Source organism: Leifsonia sp. Leaf336 (genome assembly GCF_001423695.1).
Lineage (GTDB): Bacteria > Actinomycetota > Actinomycetes > Actinomycetales > Microbacteriaceae > Leifsonia.
Map to the genome: position 1 here is coordinate 1,535,160 of NZ_LMOZ01000001.1, position 17,890 is coordinate 1,553,049.

Here is a 17,890-nt window from a genome sequence, read left to right on the forward strand (position 1 = left end):
CGAACTCCTTAGTTGACGGCCTCGAACAGCGAGACGACATCCGCCTCGGGGTTCGAGAGGGTCAGGGTCAGCACCGGACGGCCGTGCTCGCCGAGCACGCTCGCGTCGCCGGCGGCCTGGGCCTGGATGAGCTGGCCGAACGTGAACGGACGGCCCGGGATCTCCAGGTCCTCCGGGGCGTGGGCCGTGACCTGCAGGAACACACCGACGGCAGGGCCGCCCTTGTGGAACTGACCGGTCGAGTGCAGGAAGCGCGGGCCCCAGCCGAAGGTGACGGGACGCCCGGCCTTGGCGGCGAGCAGATCGCGGATGCCCGCGAGCTGCGGGAGCGCGAGGCGGTCGACGTAGGCCTGCACCGCGACGTACCCGTCCGGCCCGAGCTGGGCGAGGAGGGCGTCCACCGCGCCGTCGAGGGTCGAGGCGCTGCCGAGGAAGTCCCCCGTGGTGCGCACCTCCACACCGCCGGCGGTGAACGCCGGCGGTGTGGGCTCGGGGCGGTTGTCGAGCAGCGCACGGGCGGCGACCTTGGCGGCCTCCACGTCGGGCTGGTCGAACGGGTTGATGCCGAGCAGGCGGCCCGCGACCGCGGTCGCGTACTCCCAGACGATCAGCTGCGCGCCGAGGCTGCCCGAGACGAGGATCTCGCCCTCGTGGCGGTCGGAGGGGAACAGGTGGTGGGCCTCCGCGTTGGCGACGAGCCGGACTACCTGGAGGTCGGCCGGCTTCGACGTCAGCTCGGGTGCGAGCGTGTCGAGCACGACCGGGAGGAGGCCGGTGCCCTGCTTGCCGGTCGACTCCGCGATCAGCTGCTCGGCCCAGTCGGCGAACCCGACGATGTGGGTGCCGTCCGAGACGATGCCCAGCTTGTCCTTGAGCGGGTTGGTGCCGGCGATCGCGGCGCCGAGCACGAGGCCGGGATTGGCCTCGTTGTCGACGGCGAGCTCGATGAGCGTCGCCTCCGCCTCGTCGAGCAGCTCCGAGATGTCCACGCCGGCGAGGCCGGAAGGGACGAGCCCGAACGCGGTGAGCGCCGAGTAGCGACCGCCCACGTTCGGGTCGGCGTTGAACACGCGGTAGCCCGCCTCGCGCGCCGACTGGTCGAGCGGCGAGCCCGGGTCGGTGACGACGACGATGCGCTCGGCCGGGTCGATGCCGGCGTCGCGGAACCACTTCTCGTACACACGGCGCTGGCTGTCGGTCTCCAGAGTCGAGCCCGACTTGGAGGAGATGACGACGGCCGTGGCCTGGAGCCGGTCGCGGAGCGCGGACAGGACCTGACCGGGGTCGGTCGAGTCGAGCACCGTGAGCTCGGCCTCGGCCGTGCGCGTGATGACCTCGGGAGCGAGCGACGAGCCGCCCATCCCACCCAGGACGATGTGGTTCACGCCCTTGGCGTGCAGCTGCTCGCGCAGCGCGACGATCTCGGCGACCAGCGGCCGGGAGATCGCGACGGCCTCGGTCCAGCCGAGTCGCTTGGAGGCCTCCGCCTCGGCGTCGGGGCCCCAGAGTGCGGGGTCCTGCGCCGTGATGCCGGAGGCGACCCGGTCGGCCACGAGCTGCGGCACGACCGTCGCGACGGCCTGGGCCGCCGCGCCGGTCACGTGGATGCGGAAGGTCACTTGGCCGCCTCCAGCGCGTCGGTCACGGTCTGGACGAGTTCGCCCCACGAGACATTGAACTTGTCGACGCCCTCGCGCTCGAGGGTGGCGGTCACGTCGTCGTACTCGACGCCCAGGCCGGCCAGCGCGTCGAGCACGCCCTTCGCGTCGGCGTAGTTGCCGGTGACGGTGTCGCCGGTGATCTCGCCGTGGTCGAAGGTGGCCTCGAGGGTCTTCTCCGGCATGGTGTTGACGGTGTTCGGGGCGACGAGCTCGGTCACGTAGAGGGTGTCGGGCAGGCTCGGGTCCTTGACGCCGGTGGAGGCCCAGAGCGGGCGCTGCTCGTTGGCGCCGGCGGCGACGAGGGCCTTGGCGCGGTCGGTCGCGAACTCCTGCTCGTACAGCTCGTAGGCGAGGCGGGCGTTGGCGATGCCGGCCTTGCTCTTGAGCGCGAGCGCCTCGTCGGTGCCGATGGCGGTCAGTCGCTTGTCGACCTCGGTGTCCACGCGGGACACGAAGAACGACGCGACCGACTGGATTCCCGAGAGGTCGATGCCGGCGGCCTTGGCCTTCTCGAGGCCGGTGAGGTACGCGTCGATGACCTGGCGGTAGCGCTCGAGGCTGAAGATCAAGGTCACGTTGACGCTGATGCCGGCCGCGATGGTCTCGGTGATGGCCTCCAGGCCCTCGACCGTGGCGGGGATCTTGATGAGCACGTTGGGCTTGTCCACCTTGGCGGCGAGCTTCTTGGCCTGCTCGATCGTGCCCGTGGCGTCGTGCGCCAGGCCCGGCTCCACCTCGATGGAGACGCGGCCGTCGACGCCGTTGGAGGCCTCGTAGACATCGTGGAAGATGTCGCTGGCCGCGGCGACATCGTCCGTGGTGATCTCGAAGATCGCTTGGTCGACCGGGGTGCCGGCCGCGGCGAGGGTCTTCACCTGGTCGGCGTACGCCTCGCCCTTGGAGAGGGCGGCGGCGAAGATCGTCGGGTTGGTCGTCACGCCGACGACGTTGCGGTCGGCGATCAGCTTCTGGAGGCCGCCCGTGGCAATGCGCTCGCGGGACAGGTCGTCCAGCCAGATGCTGACGCCGGCGGCCGAAAGAGCGGCCGTGGGGGAGGCGGTGGTGGAAGTGGTGTCGGTCATCGTGGTTTCTTCTTCTCTTCTTCCGTGCCCGCGCTCAGAGCGACGCGAGCGATTCCTTGGCTGCGGCGACGGCGTGCTCGGTGGTCATGCCGAACTCGCGGAACAGCGTCTTGTAGTCGGCCGACGCGCCGAAGTGCTCGATCGAGACGCTGCGACCGTGGTCGCCGACGATCTTGTCCCAGGCGAGGGCCAGGCCGGCTTCGATCGAGACGCGGGCCTTGAGGTCCTTCGGCAGCACCTTCTCCTGGTAGGCGGCGTCCTGCTCGTGGAACCACTCGAGGCACGGAGCCGAGACGACGCGGGCGTTGATGCCCTCGCCGCGGAGCACCTCGCGGGCCTCCAGCGCGATCTGCACCTCGGAGCCGGTGGCGATGAACAGCACGTCGGGCGTGCCGCCCGGCGCCTCGGCCAGGATGTACGCGCCCTTGGCGACGTTCGCGGCGGACGCGAGCGTGTCGCCGGTGGCCTCGCCGTCGCCGCGCTCGAACACCGGGATGTTCTGACGGGTCAGCGCGATGCCCGCGGGTCCGCCGCGACGCTCGAGGATGGTCTTCCAGGCGTAGGCGACCTCGTTCGCGTCGCCCGGGCGGACGACGTCGAGGTGCGGGATGGCGCGCAGGGTCGAGAGCTGCTCGATCGGCTGGTGGGTCGGGCCGTCCTCGCCGAGCGCGACCGAGTCGTGCGTCCACACGAAGATCGAGGGCACCTGCATGAGAGCGGCCAGGCGGATCGCCGGGCGCTGGTAGTCGCTGAAGATCAGGAACGTGCCGCCGAACGGACGGGTCGGCCCGTGCAGCACGATGCCGTTGAGGATCGCGGCCATCGCGTGCTCGCGGATGCCGAAGTGGAGGACCCGACCGTACGGGTTGCCGGTCCACTCGTGCGTGGAGTGCTCCGTCGGCACGAACGACGCGGCGCCCTCGATGGTGGTGTTGTTCGACTCTGCCAGGTCGGCGGAGCCTCCCCACAGCTCGGGCATGACACCGGCGATCGCGTTGATCACCTTGCCGCTGGCGGCGCGGGTCGAGACGTCCTTGCCCGCCTCGAAGACCGGAAGCGCGTCGGCAAAGCCCTCGGGCACCTCGCCGGAGAGCAGACGGTCGAGGAGCTGCTTGCGCTCGGGGTTGGCCGCGGCCCAGGCGTCGAAGCCCTTCTGCCACTCGGCGTGCTCCTGCGCGCCGCGCTCGACGGCCTTGCGGGTGTGCTCGATGACGTCCTCGGCCACCTCGAAGGTCTGGTCGGGGTCGAAGCCGAGCACCTCCTTGACCGCGCGCAGCTCGTCGGCGCCGAGAGCCGAGCCGTGGATCTTGCCGGTGTTCTGCTTCTTGGGTGCCGGCCAGCCGATGATCGTCTTCAGGACGATGAGCGACGGCTTGTCGGTGACCTGCTGCGCGTTGACGATGGCCTGGTGCAGCTCCTGCACGTCTTCCTCGTAGACGCCGGTCTTCTTCCAGTCGACGACCTGCACGTGCCAGTGGTAGGCCTCGTAGCGAGCCTTGACGTCCTCGGTGAAGGCGATGTTGGTGTCGTCCTCGATCGAGATCTGGTTGGCGTCGTAGATCGCGATCAGGTTGCCGAGCTGCTGGTGGCCCGCGAGGCTGGAGGCCTCGGAGCTGATGCCCTCCTCCAGGTCGCCGTCGCTGGCGATGACGTAGACGAAGTGGTCGAACGGGCTGGTGCCGGGAGCGGCGTCCGGGTCGAACAGGCCGCGCTCGAAGCGCTGCGCGTAGGCGAAGCCGACCGACGAAGAGATGCCCTGACCGAGGGGGCCGGTGGTGATCTCGACGCCGTCGGTGTGGCGGTACTCCGGGTGGCCCGGGGTGAGCGAGCCCCAGGTGCGCAGCGCCTTGAGGTCGTCGAGCTCGAGGCCGTAGCCGCCCAGGTAGAGCTGGATGTACTGCGTGAGCGAGCTGTGGCCGGCCGAGAGGATGAAGCGGTCGCGGCCGAGCCAGTGCTGGTCGTGCGGGTCGCGGCGCATGACCTTCTGGAACAGAAGATACGCAGCGGGAGCGAGGCTCATCGCAGTGCCGGGATGGCCGTTGCCCACCTTCTCCACCGCGTCGGCCGCGAGGACGCGGACCGTGTCTACTGCCTTGTTGTCAATGGGATCCCACTGCAGAGCTGCCACGTGAAAACTGACCCTTCGTAGAAGTGGTGAGGGCCGTCTGTGGAACCCGCACCGGTTGAGGTAGTGCGCGCCGTGGACGTCATCGGCGCCGGTCGCGTTCTCCGTCACAGTCCTACAAATGGAGGTCGGGCGGAAGGGGTTCCGGCTGGCGAGCACCTCCAAGTATAGGTAACACGCACGAAACACGGGGTGTTCCTGCAGGTCGGTGCGCTACCCACCCACGTGGTGGCGCGGAAGACGGCGAAGAGGCGCCCGTGTCGTAGACTTGGAACGGTCTGTAACAATCCGCATCGTTGCCGGGGACTCCGTGAGACGCGGGTCCTGACATCCGGCTCGGGCACCCGATTCCGATCACCACCGAGGAGCAATGGACGTCGCCGTAGAGAGTCGTGTCGAGCCGGCGAGCCGCATCGGCGTCGCGCGCAAGGTCAAGGCGTACATCGCCCTCACCAAGCCCCGGGTCGTCGAACTGCTACTGGTGACGACCGTCCCGACGATGATCCTCGCCGCGCACGGCATCCCGAACCTGTGGCTGGTGCTTGCGACCGTCGTCGGCGGCTACATGTCCGCGGGCTCCGCCGGCGCGTTCAACTGCTACATCGACCGCGACATCGACCGCGTGATGCGGCGCACCAAGAATCGCCCGCTGGCCACCGGGGAGCTGAGCGACCGCGAGGCGCTCGTGTTCGCGTGGGCGCTCGGAGCGGCCTCCGTGCTCGTGCTGGGCTTCTTCACGAACTGGCTGGCGGCCGCGCTGTCCGTGGGCGCCATCCTGCTCTATGTCGTCTTCTACACGCTGATCCTGAAGCGCCGCACCGCCCAGAACATCGTCTGGGGAGGCGTCGCCGGCTGCATGCCTGTGCTGATCGGCTGGGCGGCTGTCACCGGCTCGCTCGCGTGGCCGCCCGTCATCCTCTTCGGCATCATCTTCCTCTGGACGCCGCCGCACTACTGGCCGCTCTCGATGAAGTACCGCGAAGACTACAAAGAGGCGGGCGTGCCCATGCTGGCCGTGGTGCGCGGCCGCACCGTCGTCGGCCTCCAGGTCATCCTGTACGCGTGGGCGATGGTCGCATGCTCGTTGCTGCTCATCCCCGTCGGCCACATGGGCCTGTTCTACTCGGCGGTCGCGATCGGCGCCGGCGGGTGGTTCCTCTACGAGTCGCACCGGCTCTACAACCTCGCCATCCGGCACGAGCGCGTCTCCCCGATGCGCGTCTTCCACGGCTCGATCGCCTACCTGACCCTGATCTTCCTCGCCGTCGCGATCGATCCGCTGCTACCGTTCTGAGCGTGCAGGCGCTGACGACGGCGCGGCTCGTGCTCGACACGCCGCGGGAGGCCGACATCCCGGCCGTCCTCGAGGCCTGCACCGATCCGGAGCTCCTGCGTTGGATCCCGCTTCCGCAGCCGTACACGCGTGAGAACGCCGAGTTCTTCGTCCGCTCCTACTGCCCGCACGGCCTGGCGAGCGGGCGCTTCACCGTGTGGGCGATCCGCGAGAGCGAGACGGGTCCGCTGCGCGGAGTCGTGGAGGTCCGGCGCGACGAGGCGGAGCGTGCGGCGTCCCTCGGCTGCTGGCTCACGCCCTCCGCACGCCGCAGGGGAGTGATGACCGAGGCGCTGACCGCTGTCTGCGCGCACGCGCTCGACCCGGCGGGGCTCGGCTTCGAACAGCTCCGCTGGGAGTACCTGCCCGGCAACGAGCCGAGCAGGAGGCTGGCCGAGGCCGTCGGCTTCGACTTCTCGGGCGCAGAACCCCACGCCGTCGACTTCCGCGGCGAGCAGCGGCAGGCGCTGACGGGCGTGCTACGCCGCGACGGACTCCACAGCTGACCCTGCGGCGACCTCGTCGGGAGCCGCGGGGGCCGTAAGCGAGAGCACGACCGCGGTCATCGTGGCGGCCAGGGTCGCGGCCAAAGTCATGTGGATGCCCACGAGGACGCCGGGCAGCCCCGTGTTCGACTGGATCAGGCCGACCGCGATCTGTGCGAGTTCCACGCCGAGCAGCAGGAGCGCATAGCGACGCACCGGTGTCGTGCGGATCCGCCACGCTCCCACGACCAGCACGAGAGTCAGCGCGAAGGTGATGTACGCGGGGATCGCGTGCACGTGCTCGATGATCTCCGGGTTCAACCCGTTGCGGGGCGTCTTGACGTCGCCCGCGTGCGGTCCCGATCCGGTGGTGATGATCCCGAACACGATCGTGATGCCCACGACGACGCTCGTGACGTAGGCGGTCGCGGCGTACCAGCTCGGTACGGCGCGGGCGCGTGGCCCCGGGACGGCGTAGACGCGCACCAGGAAAATCGTGGTGAGCACGACGAGGACCATGGAGGTGATGAAGTGGAGGCCGACGAGCCACCAGGTCAGCTGCGTCAAGACGGTGATGCCGCCGAGGACGGCCTGGAAAGGCACGCCGAGGCCCGCGACGAAGGAGAGCCAGAACAGGTCGGGACGACTGCGCAGCAGCTTCACGACCGTCAGGAACGCGAGGATCGCCAGCACCGCCAGCACGCCCCCGAGCATCCGGTTGCCGAACTCGATGAATCCGTGGATGCCCATCTCGGGTGTGTTGACCAGGGAGTCGGCCGTGCACTTCGGCCAGGTGGGGCAGCCGAGCCCGCTGGAGGTCAGCCGGACGGCCCCGCCGGTGGTCACGAGCATGATCTGGGCCGCGAGGTAGATCCAGGCGATGACCTTCGTGCGCGTCTCGACACGGTCGGGCAGCCACGCGATGATGCGCTTCATAAGTTCCTGGATTCCTCGGATCTCGTTCGATACTCGGCCAACGTGCAGGCGCGCCTCTACTATTACCGCGCCGCACCTGTAGAATTGGTGGGTTCGAGGAGCGCGCCTCGGTGCGCGCGCCCACGGGCGGCGCAGCGCGACCCGCCTCCTCGGACAGTCTAGGTACGCAGTTGCGCCATTCGCACAATCACGACACTCACCGCGAGCGGTCTCGCCGCGCGACAGTGGAATGAGCCGGACTGATAGCCGGTTACGAATGGTAGGAAACGAGGTAGATATGTCAGACATCCTGATCGATCGGCCTGAGCTCGCCTCTTTGGGGCAGTACGAGTTCGGCTGGGCGGATTCCGACGCTGCGGGTTCCTCCGCGCGCCGGGGGCTCTCTCCTGAGGTGGTGAAAGACATCTCCGCACTCAAGAACGAGCCCGAGTGGATGCTGCAGCGTCGCCTGAAGGCCCTCCAGCTGTTCGAGCGCAAACCGATGCCGACCTGGGGCGCCGATCTCTCCGAGATCGACTTCGACAACATCAAGTACTTCGTCCGGTCCACCGAGAAGCAGGCCCAGAGCTGGGAAGACCTGCCGGAGGACATCCGCAACACCTACGAGAAGCTCGGCATCCCGGAGGCGGAGCGCCAGCGCCTCGTCGCCGGCGTCGCCGCCCAGTACGAGTCCGAGGTGGTCTACCACCAGATCCGCGAAGACCTCGAGCAGCAGGGCGTGATCTTCCTCGACACCGACACCGCACTGCGCGAGCACCCCGAGATCTTCGAGGAGTACTTCGGCACCGTCATCCCGGCCGGCGACAACAAGTTCGCGGCGCTGAACACGGCCGTCTGGTCCGGAGGCTCGTTCGTGTACGTGCCCAAGGGCGTCCACGTCGAGATCCCGCTGCAGGCCTACTTCCGCATCAACACGGAGAACATGGGCCAGTTCGAGCGCACGCTCATCATCGCCGACGAGGACAGCTACGTGCACTACATCGAGGGCTGCACGGCGCCGATCTACAAGTCCGACTCGCTGCACTCCGCGGTCGTCGAGATCATCGTCAAGAAGAACGCCCGCGTGCGCTACACGACCATCCAGAACTGGTCGAACAACGTCTACAACCTCGTCACCAAGCGCGCCACGGCCGCCGAGGGCGCGACGATGGAGTGGATCGACGGCAACATCGGCTCCAAGGTGACGATGAAGTACCCGTCGATCTACCTGATGGGGGAGCACGCCAAGGGCGAGACGCTCTCCGTCGCCTTCGCCGGTCCCGGTCAGCACCAGGACGCCGGCGCGAAGATGATCCACATGGCGCCGTACACCCAGTCGTCGATCGTCTCGAAGTCCATCGCCCGCGGTGGAGGCCGTGCCGGCTACCGCGGTGAGGTGCGGGTCGACGCGAACGCGCACCACGCCGCCAACACCGTGCGCTGCGACGCGCTGCTGGTCGACACCATTTCGCGCTCCGATACCTACCCGTCGATCGACATCCGCGTCGACGACGTGCAGCTCGGCCACGAGGCGACCGTCTCGCGCGTGAGCGAGGAGCAGCTCTTCTACCTGATGTCCCGGGGGCTCCCGGAGGACGAGGCCATGGCGATGATCGTCCGCGGCTTCATCGAGCCGATCGCTCGCGAGCTCCCGATGGAATACGCACTCGAACTCAACAAGCTCATCGAGATGGGCATGGAAGGCTCTGTCGGCTGAAATGACGACCCCCAGTACCCCGACGCCCTCTGCCACCCTGCCGCAGACCGCGCCGGCTCCTACGCACATGCGCGCCCCCGTTCCGGTCCAGAGCCGCTCCGAGCGCTTCACCTCGACCGAGGTCACCGACTTCCCGGAGGTCACCGGCCGCGAGGTGATGTGGAAGCACACGCCCGTCGCCCGCCTCACCGAGCTGATCTCCGGCGAACTGGACGGCTCCCCGTACGTGTTCGACCTGACCGCCGCTCCCGGCGTGACCGCCTCGTGGATCGGCCGTGACGACGCCCGCATCGGCGCCGCCGGCATCCCGGAGGACCGCGCGTCCGCCAACGCCTGGACGAACTTCGAGCAGGCCCTGCTCGTCTCGATCACGGGCGACGACATCAAGGAGGTCACGCTCACGCGCGCGGCCCTCGGCGGTGCGCCGCGCGCGGCGCACACGGTCGTGGATGTGGCCGCGGGAGCCCACGCGACGCTGATCCTCCAGAACAGCGGTGCGGCTCACCTCGCCGAGAACGTGGAGTTCCTGCTCGGCGCCGGTGCCGACCTCACGGTCGTGTCGGTGCAGGAGTGGGACGACGACGCGCTGCACGTGTCCGCGCACTTCGCCGAGCTCGCGGAGGGCGCGCGCCTCAAGCACGTCGCCGTCACGCTCGGCGGCGGAGTGGTGCGGCTCAACCCGTCCGCGCATCTCGTCGGCGCTCGCGCCGACGCGACCCTGCTCGGCGCCTACTTCGCCGACGCGTCGCAGCACCTCGAGCAGCAGGTCTACGTGCACCACGACGGCCCCGAGACCCGCAGCCGCGTCACCTACAAGGGCGCGCTGCAGGGCGAGGGCGCCCGCGCCGTGTGGATCGGCGACGTGCTCATCGGCCCGAAGGCCGTCGGCACCGACACCTACGAGCAGAACCGCAACCTCGTGCTCACCGACGGCGCCCGCGCCGACTCCGTGCCGAACCTCGAGATCGAGACCGGCGACATCGTCGGAGCCGGTCACGCGAGCGCGACCGGGCGCTTCGACGACGAGCAGCTGTTCTATCTGCAGTCGCGCGGCATCACCGAGGAGGAGGCGCGCCGCCTGGTCGTGCGCGGCTTCCTCTTCGAGATCGTGCAGCAGATCGGCTCGCCCGCTCTGCAGGAGCGTCTGCAGACCGCGATCGAGGCCGAGCTCACCGTGTCCGTCGCGGCGGCGAGCTGATGGCGGGTACCCGCGTCGCCTCGGCCTCCGAGCTCGTCGAGAACCAGGCGACCCGTGTGGTCGTCGACGGCGTCCCCATCGCCGTCGTGAAGGACTCGGCCGGCGACATCCACGCCATCGGCGACACCTGCACGCACGGCGAGATCTCGCTGTCCGAAGGCTTCATCGAGGGGGAGACGCTCGAATGCTGGGCGCACGGCTCCCAGTTCTCCCTCATCACCGGCAAGCCGCTCAACCTCCCGGCCTACGAGCCGGTCCCCGTCTTCCAGGTCGAGGTCATCGACGGAGACGTCTACATCGACCCGACCGCCACGAAAGAGATTCAGTAAGCACATGTCAGTCCTCGAGATCCGCGACCTGCACGTCACCGTCGAGACGGACCAGGGCACCAAGCCCATCCTCAACGGTGTCGACCTGACCATCCGCGAGGGTGAGATCCACGCCATCATGGGCCCCAACGGCTCGGGCAAGTCCACCCTCGCCTACACGATCGCCGGCCACCCCAAGTACACGGTCACCCAGGGCACCATCACGCTCGACGGCGAGGACGTCCTCGCGATGACCGTCGACGAGCGCGCCCGCGCCGGGCTCTTCCTCGCCATGCAGTACCCGGTCGAGATCCCCGGCGTCACCAACACCAACTTCCTCCGCACCGCGAAGACCGCCATCGACGGCCAGGCGCCGGCGATCCGCACCTGGGTGAAGGACGTCCGCGAGACCATGGGCCAGCTGCGCATGGACTCCTCGTTCGCCGAGCGCAACGTCAACGAGGGCTTCTCGGGCGGCGAGAAGAAGCGCAACGAGATCCTCCAGCTCGAGCTGCTGAAGCCGAAGTTCGCCGTGCTCGACGAGACCGACTCCGGTCTCGACGTCGACGCGCTCAAGGTCGTCTCGGAGGGCGTCAACCGCGCCAAGGCGAACACCGGGCTCGGCATCCTCCTCATCACGCACTACACGCGCATCCTCCGCTACATCAAGCCCGACTTCGTGCACGTCTTCGTCGCGGGCCGGGTCGCGGAGGAGGGCGGCCCCGAGCTCGCCGACCGCCTGGAGGAGGAGGGCTACGACCGCTTCGTCGACGCTCCTGAGCCTGCCAAGGCCGACGCGGTCGACCTGGCGGAAGCGTAGAATTCCGACATGCCCGCCACGCTGAGCCCGGCGCTCTTCGACGAGGTCGAAGAGGCGCTGAAGAACGTCATGGACCCGGAGCTCGGGATCAATGTCGTCGACCTGGGTCTCATCTACGACCTGGCCTGGGATGAGGAGAACAACGCCCTCATCATCTCGATGACGCTCACGAGCGCCGGCTGCCCGCTCACCGACGTGCTCGAGGAGCAGACCGCCGAGAGCCTCGACGGCATCGTCGAAGCCTTCCGCATCAACTGGGTGTGGATGCCGCCGTGGGGTCCCGAGCGGATCACCGACGACGGCCGCGACATGATGCGCGCCCTCGGCTTCGCTATCTAGCGACCCATCGAATGGTCCCGACACGCCGCCTCCGGCACCGGAGCGACGGCGTGTCGGGACCACTCGTTTGCCATTCACGAACGTAAAGGAACACCACTGTGCTCGCCGTGCACGATCTCGAACTCCGCGTCGGAGCGCGCCTGCTGATGGAGGACGTCAGCTTCCGCGTGGCCGACGGCGACAAGATCGGGCTCGTCGGCCGCAACGGGGCGGGCAAGACGACGCTCACCAAGGTGCTCGCCGGCGACCTCCTGCCGACGGCCGGCAAGGTCGATCGCTCGGGAGAGCTGGGCTACCTGCCGCAGGACCCGCGGTCGGGCAACCTCGACGACCTGGCGCGCACGCGCATCCTGGACGCCCGCGGCCTCGGCACGATCGTCCTCGGCATGCAGCAGGCCACGCACGACATGGCCAGCGACGACGCCGCCGTCTCCGCCGCCGCGATGAAGACGTACGGCCGGCTGGAGGAGCGGTTCCACCTGCTCGGCGGGTACGCCGCCGAGGCGGAGGCCGCATCCATCGCCTCCAACCTGAACCTCCCCGACCGCATCCTCGACCAGCCGCTGAAGACGCTGTCGGGCGGGCAGCGTCGTCGCATCGAGCTGGCGCGCATCCTCTTCTCGGACGCACGCACGATGATCCTCGACGAGCCGACGAACCACCTCGACGCCGACTCGGTCGTCTGGCTGCGCGACTTCCTCAAGAGCTACTCCGGCGGGTTCATCGTGATCTCGCACGACGTGGAGCTCGTGGGCGAGACGGTCAACCGGGTCTTCTACCTCGACGCGAACCGCCAGATGATCGACATCTACAACATGGGCTGGAAGAACTACCAGCGCCAGCGAGCGGCCGACGAGGAGCGCCGCAAGAAGGAGCGCGCTAACGCCGAGAAGAAGGCATCCGCCCTCCAGCTGCAGGCCGCGAAGTTCGGCGCCAAGGCGACCAAGGCGGCGGCGGCCCACCAGATGGTGGCGCGCGCCGAGAAGCTGCTCGCCGGTCTCGACGAGGTGCGTCAGGCCGACCGCGTCGCCAAGCTGCGCTTCCCGACGCCGGCCGCGTGCGGCAAGACCCCGCTTCAGGCGTCCGACCTGTCGAAGAGCTACGGGTCGCTGGAGATCTTCACGGCCGTCGACCTCGCGATCGATCGCGGTTCGAAGGTCGTGGTGCTCGGACTCAACGGCGCGGGCAAGACGACGCTGTTGCGGATGCTGGCAGGGGTCGACAAGCCCGACACCGGGGAGGTCGAGCCGGGCCACGGCCTCCGGATCGGCTACTACGCGCAGGAGCACGAGACGATCGATGTCGAGCGCTCCGTGCTGCAGAACATGGTGTCGTCGTCGCCGAACCTCACCGAGACAGAGGCCCGCAAGGTGCTGGGTTCGTTCCTGTTCACGGGCGACGACGCGCACAAGCCGGCCGGGGTGCTCTCGGGCGGCGAGAAGACCCGGCTGGCGTTGGCGATGATCGTCGTCTCCGGTGCGAACGTGCTGCTGCTCGACGAGCCGACCAACAACCTCGACCCGGCGAGCCGCGACGAGATCCTGGACGCGCTGGCGCACTATGAGGGCGCCGTCGTGCTGGTGAGCCACGACGAGGGCGCTGTGGAGGCGCTGAACCCCGAGCGCGTCCTCATCCTCCCCGACGGCGTCGAGGACCACTGGAACAGGGACTATCTCGAGCTGATCTCGCTGGCCTGACGGCCGAGCCGAGCTCAGCGGCCGGCGTCGAGGAGCTCGTCCTCCACGTCGGCGTCGCTGCGCTTCGCAGCCCGTCGGCGCTCACGTTCCGCGGCGCGCGCCTTCTCGGCGGGATCGTGCTCGTTGCGCTTGCGGTATTCGGTGCGCAGCGCGTAGCCGAGGCCGAAGAACCCGATGAGCGCGAAGATGATCCACTGGATCATGTACGACCAGTGCAGCCCTTCGTCTTGCGTGGGCGGGTCGGTGACGGTCGGCGTCGGCGCGCTGGCCGGGTTCGGCTTCTGCGAGTCGAGCAGCCCGTACGCGCCGGTGTAGACGTCGGCGTCGGCGAGCTTCTGCTTCACGACCGACAGCTGGATGGTGCCCACCTGCATCCCGACGCCCGTGCGGCCCTGGATGGCGGGCTCGCTGGCCTTCAGCCGCGCGACGACCGTGACCGTGCCGGACGGCGCGGCCGGGACGTGGTCGGGCGCGTCGGTGTTGTTGCCGGTCGGCACCCAGCCGCGGTCGACGATGAAGAGCGAGCCGTCGGCGGTGCGCAACGGAGTGAGCACCTCGAAGCCGGGGCTCCCGTTGAAGGGGCGGTTGCGCGCCAGCAGTTCCTTACCCTTCTCGTAGGTGCCGGTCACCGTGACGCGGGTCCACTCCTGCGTGGGCGAATACGCCCCGAGCGACGGCAGCTCATCGGTGAGCGGAACGGGGTGCGAGTAGAAATTCTGCGAGATGAGGGCGTTGGCGGCCGCGGCCTCCTTGCTGCGGGCGAGCTGCCAGTTGGAGAGGAAGCCGCAGGCGATGGCGAAGACGATGGCGAACGCGAGGTAGCCCAGCCAGCGCCGCGAGAACGCGAAGCCCCAGCCGCCGGCGGATTTCGGGCCGCCCTCCGCGTCTGGCTGCTCCGGGAGGTCGGCGCCGTGCTGCTGCGGACGCTCGGTGGCGGTCACGCGCTGGTCCTCTCGCCGTGATCGTCCGCCACGGCGACGACCGCCACAGGGAACTCGCGCGCGGCCAGGAACTCGCGGAGGAAGTCCACATGCTCGTCGCACGCCAGCCACACCTTGACGCGATCGGCCGAGTGGATACGCGGATTGCGCCACTCGATGCGCCAGGACGCGGTGTCGCGGCAGCCGGCGCGCGAGCACGTGAGCGGGGCCGGTTCGCCCAGTCCGATCACTCGTCCTCCTGTCGGTCGCCGTGCTCTCCCGGCGGAGGAGGCGCCATCGGAAGGATATTGCCCGGACGCTGTGCTTCTCCTTGACGCGGGTCTGCTCCGACGTTGGCGATGACGACCGCGAAGTACGGCAGGAAGATCGCGCCGACCAGCGGGATGGCGGCCCACGGCCAGGCGATGAAGAGCGCGGAGATGACGCAGACGATGCGAACCCCCATGGCGACGGAGTATTTGATCATCCGGCGCTTGCGCTCTTCGTCCGGCGAGAGCGGAAGATTCGTGATGGACGGGCGTGGCTGCTTCATGTGCGTTGTCTCAAGCGTACGTCCATAAACTGGTACCCGGCCCGCACGGGGTCGAATCGTCGAAAGGACCGCCTCCATGACCACGCCACGCACCGTTCTCGTCACCGGAGGCAACCGAGGCATCGGCTACGCCATCGCCGAGGAGTTCGTGGCGCAGGGGCATCGCGTGGCCGTCACGGCCCGCTCCGGCGAGGGGCCGGCCGGCGCCCTCACCGTGCGCGCGGATGTCACCGACGCGGCGTCGGTCGACGCGGCGTTCAGCCAGGTGGAGGCCGAGCTGGGCCCGGTCGAGGTCGTCGTCGCGAACGCGGGCATCACCAAGGACACCCTGCTCATGCGCATGAGCGACGAGGAGTTCGACACGGTCGTCGAGACGAACCTCGGCGGGGCGTTCCGGGTCGTCAAGCGCGCCTCCAAGGGCATGCTGAAGGCCCGCTGGGGCCGCATCGTGCTCATCTCGAGCGTGGTCGGCCTCTACGGTTCGGCCGGTCAGGTGAACTACGCGGCCAGCAAGGCCGGCCTCGTCGGAATGGCGCGCTCGATCACCCGCGAGCTCGGCGCCCGTGGCATCACCGCCAACGTGGTCGCCCCCGGGTTCATCGAGACCGACATGACCGCCGCGCTCCCCGAAGCACAGCAGGCCGAGTACAAGAAGAACATCCCCGCCGGCCGCTTCGCGTCGCCGAACGAGGTGGCTCGTGTCGTCACCTGGGTGGCGGGCGACGACGCCGGCTACGTGTCGGGCGCGGTGATCCCGGTCGACGGCGGTCTCGGGATGGGTCACTAGGGCCACTCGGGCGTTCAGCCGCGGAGGCCGAGCAGGGGGAGGACCTGCGCCAGGTCCTGCCGGTCGATCACCAGGTCGGCCTCGGCGCGCACGCGCGGCTTCGCGTTGAACGCCACCGCCAGTCCGGCCTCCGCCATCATGCGGAGGTCGTTCGCGCCGTCGCCGATCGCGACCGTCTGCCGCAGGTGCACGCCGCACTCCGCCGCCCAGAACAGCAGCGCTTGCGCCTTCGCGGCGGCGTCGACCACGGGGCCGTCGACCTCGCCGGTCAGCACGCCATCGCTCACGGAGAGCCGGTTGGCGCGCCAGTGATCGAGTCCGAGCCGCTCGGCGAGCGGGTCGAGCAGTTCGTGGAAGCCTCCCGAAACCACTCCGACCTCGCCGCCGGCGGCCTGCACGCCCGCGATCAGCTCGGGGACGCCGTCGGTGACCCGGATGCGCTCGCCGACGCGCTCGAAGACGTCGACCGGCAGACCGGCGAGGGTGCCCACGCGCTCGCGGAGGCTCTCCTCGAAGTCCAGTTCGCCCCGCATGGCGCGCTCGGTGATGTCGGCGACCTCGGTCCGGCTGCCGGCCTCCTCGGCCAGCAGCTCGATGACCTCGTCATGGATGAGGGTGGAGTCCGCGTCGAGGACGACGAGGAACCGGGCGGCCCGCTCGGAGGGGCGGGAGCCGTCGTGGGGATAGCCGGTGCTCATGGGACGACGTGCACACCCTTGCCGACGACCGTGATGCCGGACTCGGTGACGGTGAACCCGCGTGCGCGGTCGCGGTCGGGATCGACGCCGATACGGGCGCCCTCCGCCACGACGACGTCCTTGTCGAGGATCGCCCGGCCGACGAACGCGTTCGGCTCGATGACGGCGCGTTCGAACACGACGGAGTCCACCACCTTGGCACCCGAGTCGACGATGGCCCACGGTCCGAGCACGCTGCGCTCCAGGTGGGCGCCCGAGATCACGGAGCCGAGCGAGACGATCGAGTCGATGGTGGTGCCGAGCGCTCCGCGGCCGTCGCGCACGATCTTCGCCGGGGGCGAGTTGAGCACCTGGCTGAAGATCGGCCACTCGCGGTTGTAGAGGTTGAAGATCGGGAGGGTCGAGATGAGGTCCTGGTGGGCCTCGAAGAACGAGTCGATCGTCCCCACGTCGCGCCAGTAGTAGCGGTCGCGATCTGTCGACCCTGGCACGTCGTTGTTGTTGAAGTCGTAGACGCCGGCCTCCCCGCGCGACACGAAGTCGGGGATGATGTCGCCGCCCATGTCGTGGTTGGAGTCGGGCCGGTCGCCGTCGCGCACCACTGCGTCGATGAGGGCGTCGGCGTCGAAGACGTAGTTGCCCATCGAGGCGAGCACCTCGTCGGGGGAGTCGGGCAGCCCCACCGGGTCTGTGGGCTTCTCGCGGAACGCGGCGATCCGCGACGTGTCCTCAGCGTCGACCTCGATCACCCCGAACTGGTCGGCGAGCGAGATGGGCTGGCGAATCGCGGCGACGGTCGCCGCGGCGCCCGAGTCGATGTGCGCCTGCAGCATCTGGCCGAAGTCCATGCGGTAGACGTGGTCGGCGCCGACGACGACGACGATGTCGGGGCGTTCGTCGCGCAGCAGGTTGAGGCTCTGCAGGATGGCGTCGGCCGACCCGCTGAACCAGCGCTTGCCGAGCCGCTGCTGCGCGGGCACCGACGCGATGTAGGAGTTCAGCATCCCGTCGAGGCGCCAGGTCTGCGACACGTGGCGGTCGAGGCTGTGCGACTTGTACTGGGTGAGCACGACGATCTGGCGCAGCTGTGAGTTGATCAGGTTCGACAGCGCGAAGTCGATGAGGCGGTACTGCCCGCCGAACGGCACAGCCGGCTTGGCGCGGTCTGCGGTCAACGGCATCAGCCGCTTGCCCTCTCCACCTGCGAGGACGATGCCGAAGATCTTCTTGCCTGCTGCCATAGGCACCACAG

At 69.0% G+C, this 17,890-nt stretch carries 18 protein-coding genes; 9 read left to right on the forward strand and 9 right to left on the reverse strand.

Going from position 1 to position 17,890, the window contains the following annotated elements; translation table 11 throughout:
- Positions 1-8: 8 nt before the first annotated feature.
- Genes ASF88_RS07420 through tkt form a run of 3 tightly spaced genes read right to left on the reverse strand, consistent with a single transcriptional unit; the run spans position 9 to position 4,871 of the window.
- Positions 9-1,619 (reverse strand): glucose-6-phosphate isomerase, encoded by a 1,611-nt coding sequence (locus ASF88_RS07420; protein ID WP_055915992.1) that lies wholly within the window; start codon positions 1,617-1,619, stop codon positions 9-11.
- Entirely contained in the window at positions 1,616-2,743 is a 1,128-nt protein-coding gene (gene tal, locus ASF88_RS07425; protein ID WP_055915994.1) for a transaldolase, read from the reverse strand. The genes ASF88_RS07420 and tal overlap by 4 nt, the downstream gene beginning before the upstream one ends.
- A 34-nt stretch (positions 2,744-2,777) precedes the next feature.
- A complete protein-coding gene (gene tkt / locus ASF88_RS07430) occupies positions 2,778-4,871 on the reverse strand; it encodes a transketolase (protein WP_055915996.1) in 2,094 nt (697 codons plus the stop codon).
- 367 nt (positions 4,872-5,238) lie between these two features.
- Here tkt and ASF88_RS07435 point away from each other — a divergent pair, with 367 nt between their 5' ends.
- Positions 5,239-6,162 carry a heme o synthase gene (locus tag ASF88_RS07435; RefSeq protein WP_055915998.1) on the forward strand — a complete coding sequence of 308 codons (924 nt, stop codon included), beginning with the start codon at positions 5,239-5,241 and terminating at the stop codon, positions 6,160-6,162.
- 2 nt (positions 6,163-6,164) lie between these two features.
- Complete coding sequence (locus ASF88_RS07440) at positions 6,165-6,707, forward strand: GNAT family N-acetyltransferase (RefSeq protein ID WP_235493326.1); 543 nt, start codon at positions 6,165-6,167, stop codon at positions 6,705-6,707.
- On the opposite strand, the gene ASF88_RS07445 is transcribed toward ASF88_RS07440, so the two are convergent.
- Positions 6,681-7,622: a COX15/CtaA family protein gene (locus tag ASF88_RS07445; protein WP_055916000.1), complete on the reverse strand. Its 942-nt coding sequence runs from the start codon at positions 7,620-7,622 to the stop codon at positions 6,681-6,683. The genes ASF88_RS07440 and ASF88_RS07445 overlap by 27 nt on opposite strands.
- 277 nt (positions 7,623-7,899) lie before the next feature.
- Between ASF88_RS07445 and sufB the strand changes: the two genes are divergently transcribed.
- The 6 genes from sufB (at position 7,900) to ASF88_RS07475 (ending at position 13,680) form a co-directional block, all read left to right on the forward strand.
- Complete coding sequence (gene sufB, locus ASF88_RS07450; RefSeq protein ID WP_055916002.1) at positions 7,900-9,318, forward strand: Fe-S cluster assembly protein SufB; 1,419 nt, start codon at positions 7,900-7,902, stop codon at positions 9,316-9,318.
- Position 9,319: 1 nt separating this feature from the next.
- Positions 9,320-10,516: a Fe-S cluster assembly protein SufD gene (sufD, locus tag ASF88_RS07455; RefSeq protein ID WP_055916004.1), complete on the forward strand. Its 1,197-nt coding sequence runs from the start codon at positions 9,320-9,322 to the stop codon at positions 10,514-10,516.
- The gene (locus ASF88_RS07460) at positions 10,516-10,845 is read left to right on the forward strand and encodes a non-heme iron oxygenase ferredoxin subunit (protein ID WP_055916006.1); all 330 of its coding nucleotides are present in this window, start codon (positions 10,516-10,518) and stop codon (positions 10,843-10,845) included. The genes sufD and ASF88_RS07460 overlap by 1 nt, the downstream gene beginning before the upstream one ends.
- 4 nt (positions 10,846-10,849) lie before the next feature.
- Entirely contained in the window at positions 10,850-11,644 is a 795-nt protein-coding gene (sufC, locus tag ASF88_RS07465) for a Fe-S cluster assembly ATPase SufC (RefSeq protein WP_055916007.1), read from the forward strand.
- Positions 11,645-11,653: 9 nt separating this feature from the next.
- Complete coding sequence (locus tag ASF88_RS07470; RefSeq protein ID WP_055916008.1) at positions 11,654-11,983, forward strand: metal-sulfur cluster assembly factor; 330 nt, start codon at positions 11,654-11,656, stop codon at positions 11,981-11,983.
- Between the two features lie 98 nt (positions 11,984-12,081).
- Positions 12,082-13,680: an ABC-F family ATP-binding cassette domain-containing protein gene (locus ASF88_RS07475; protein WP_055916010.1), complete on the forward strand. Its 1,599-nt coding sequence runs from the start codon at positions 12,082-12,084 to the stop codon at positions 13,678-13,680.
- A 14-nt stretch (positions 13,681-13,694) separates the two neighbouring features.
- On the opposite strand, the gene ASF88_RS07480 is transcribed toward ASF88_RS07475, so the two are convergent.
- From ASF88_RS07480 to ASF88_RS07490, 3 genes are read right to left on the reverse strand one after another with little or no spacing between them, the layout of a single operon-like run.
- Positions 13,695-14,621 carry an SURF1 family cytochrome oxidase biogenesis protein gene (locus ASF88_RS07480; protein WP_082518792.1) on the reverse strand — a complete coding sequence of 309 codons (927 nt, stop codon included), beginning with the start codon at positions 14,619-14,621 and terminating at the stop codon, positions 13,695-13,697.
- On the reverse strand, positions 14,618-14,851 hold the full coding sequence (locus tag ASF88_RS07485; RefSeq protein ID WP_055916012.1) for a hypothetical protein: 234 nt from the start codon (positions 14,849-14,851) through the stop codon (positions 14,618-14,620). Before ASF88_RS07485 ends, ASF88_RS07480 begins: the two co-directional genes overlap by 4 nt.
- Positions 14,848-15,153, reverse strand: coding sequence for a DUF3099 domain-containing protein (locus tag ASF88_RS07490; protein WP_082518793.1), 306 nt, complete (start codon positions 15,151-15,153; stop codon positions 14,848-14,850). Before ASF88_RS07490 ends, ASF88_RS07485 begins: the two co-directional genes overlap by 4 nt.
- Before the next feature lie 76 nt (positions 15,154-15,229).
- On the opposite strand from ASF88_RS07490, the gene fabG reads away from it, so the two are divergent.
- Positions 15,230-15,940, forward strand: coding sequence for a 3-oxoacyl-ACP reductase FabG (fabG, locus tag ASF88_RS07495; RefSeq protein ID WP_055916013.1), 711 nt, complete (start codon positions 15,230-15,232; stop codon positions 15,938-15,940).
- Between the two features lie 14 nt (positions 15,941-15,954).
- Here fabG and serB read toward each other — a convergent pair whose 3' ends face one another.
- Entirely contained in the window at positions 15,955-16,638 is a 684-nt protein-coding gene (gene serB / locus ASF88_RS07500; RefSeq protein WP_055916015.1) for a phosphoserine phosphatase SerB, read from the reverse strand.
- Positions 16,635-17,879 carry a glucose-1-phosphate adenylyltransferase gene (locus ASF88_RS07505; protein ID WP_055916017.1) on the reverse strand — a complete coding sequence of 415 codons (1,245 nt, stop codon included), beginning with the start codon at positions 17,877-17,879 and terminating at the stop codon, positions 16,635-16,637. Before ASF88_RS07505 ends, serB begins: the two co-directional genes overlap by 4 nt.
- Positions 17,880-17,890: the final 11 nt, after the last annotated feature.

Coding starts and splice junctions, on each gene's coding strand:
- tal (WP_055915994.1), bottom strand. CDS start 2,743: ATGACCGACACCACTTCCACCACCGCCTCCCCCACGGCCGCTCTTTCG.
- ASF88_RS07435 (WP_055915998.1), top strand. CDS start 5,239: ATGGACGTCGCCGTAGAGAGTCGTGTCGAGCCGGCGAGCCGCATCGGC.
- ASF88_RS07445 (WP_055916000.1), bottom strand. CDS start 7,622: ATGAAGCGCATCATCGCGTGGCTGCCCGACCGTGTCGAGACGCGCACG.
- sufB (WP_055916002.1), top strand. CDS start 7,900: ATGTCAGACATCCTGATCGATCGGCCTGAGCTCGCCTCTTTGGGGCAG.
- sufD (WP_055916004.1), top strand. CDS start 9,320: ATGACGACCCCCAGTACCCCGACGCCCTCTGCCACCCTGCCGCAGACC.
- ASF88_RS07460 (WP_055916006.1), top strand. CDS start 10,516: ATGGCGGGTACCCGCGTCGCCTCGGCCTCCGAGCTCGTCGAGAACCAG.
- sufC (WP_055916007.1), top strand. CDS start 10,850: ATGTCAGTCCTCGAGATCCGCGACCTGCACGTCACCGTCGAGACGGAC.
- ASF88_RS07470 (WP_055916008.1), top strand. CDS start 11,654: ATGCCCGCCACGCTGAGCCCGGCGCTCTTCGACGAGGTCGAAGAGGCG.
- ASF88_RS07490 (WP_082518793.1), bottom strand. CDS start 15,153: ATGAAGCAGCCACGCCCGTCCATCACGAATCTTCCGCTCTCGCCGGAC.
- fabG (WP_055916013.1), top strand. CDS start 15,230: ATGACCACGCCACGCACCGTTCTCGTCACCGGAGGCAACCGAGGCATC.
- serB (WP_055916015.1), bottom strand. CDS start 16,638: ATGAGCACCGGCTATCCCCACGACGGCTCCCGCCCCTCCGAGCGGGCC.
- ASF88_RS07505 (WP_055916017.1), bottom strand. CDS start 17,879: ATGGCAGCAGGCAAGAAGATCTTCGGCATCGTCCTCGCAGGTGGAGAG.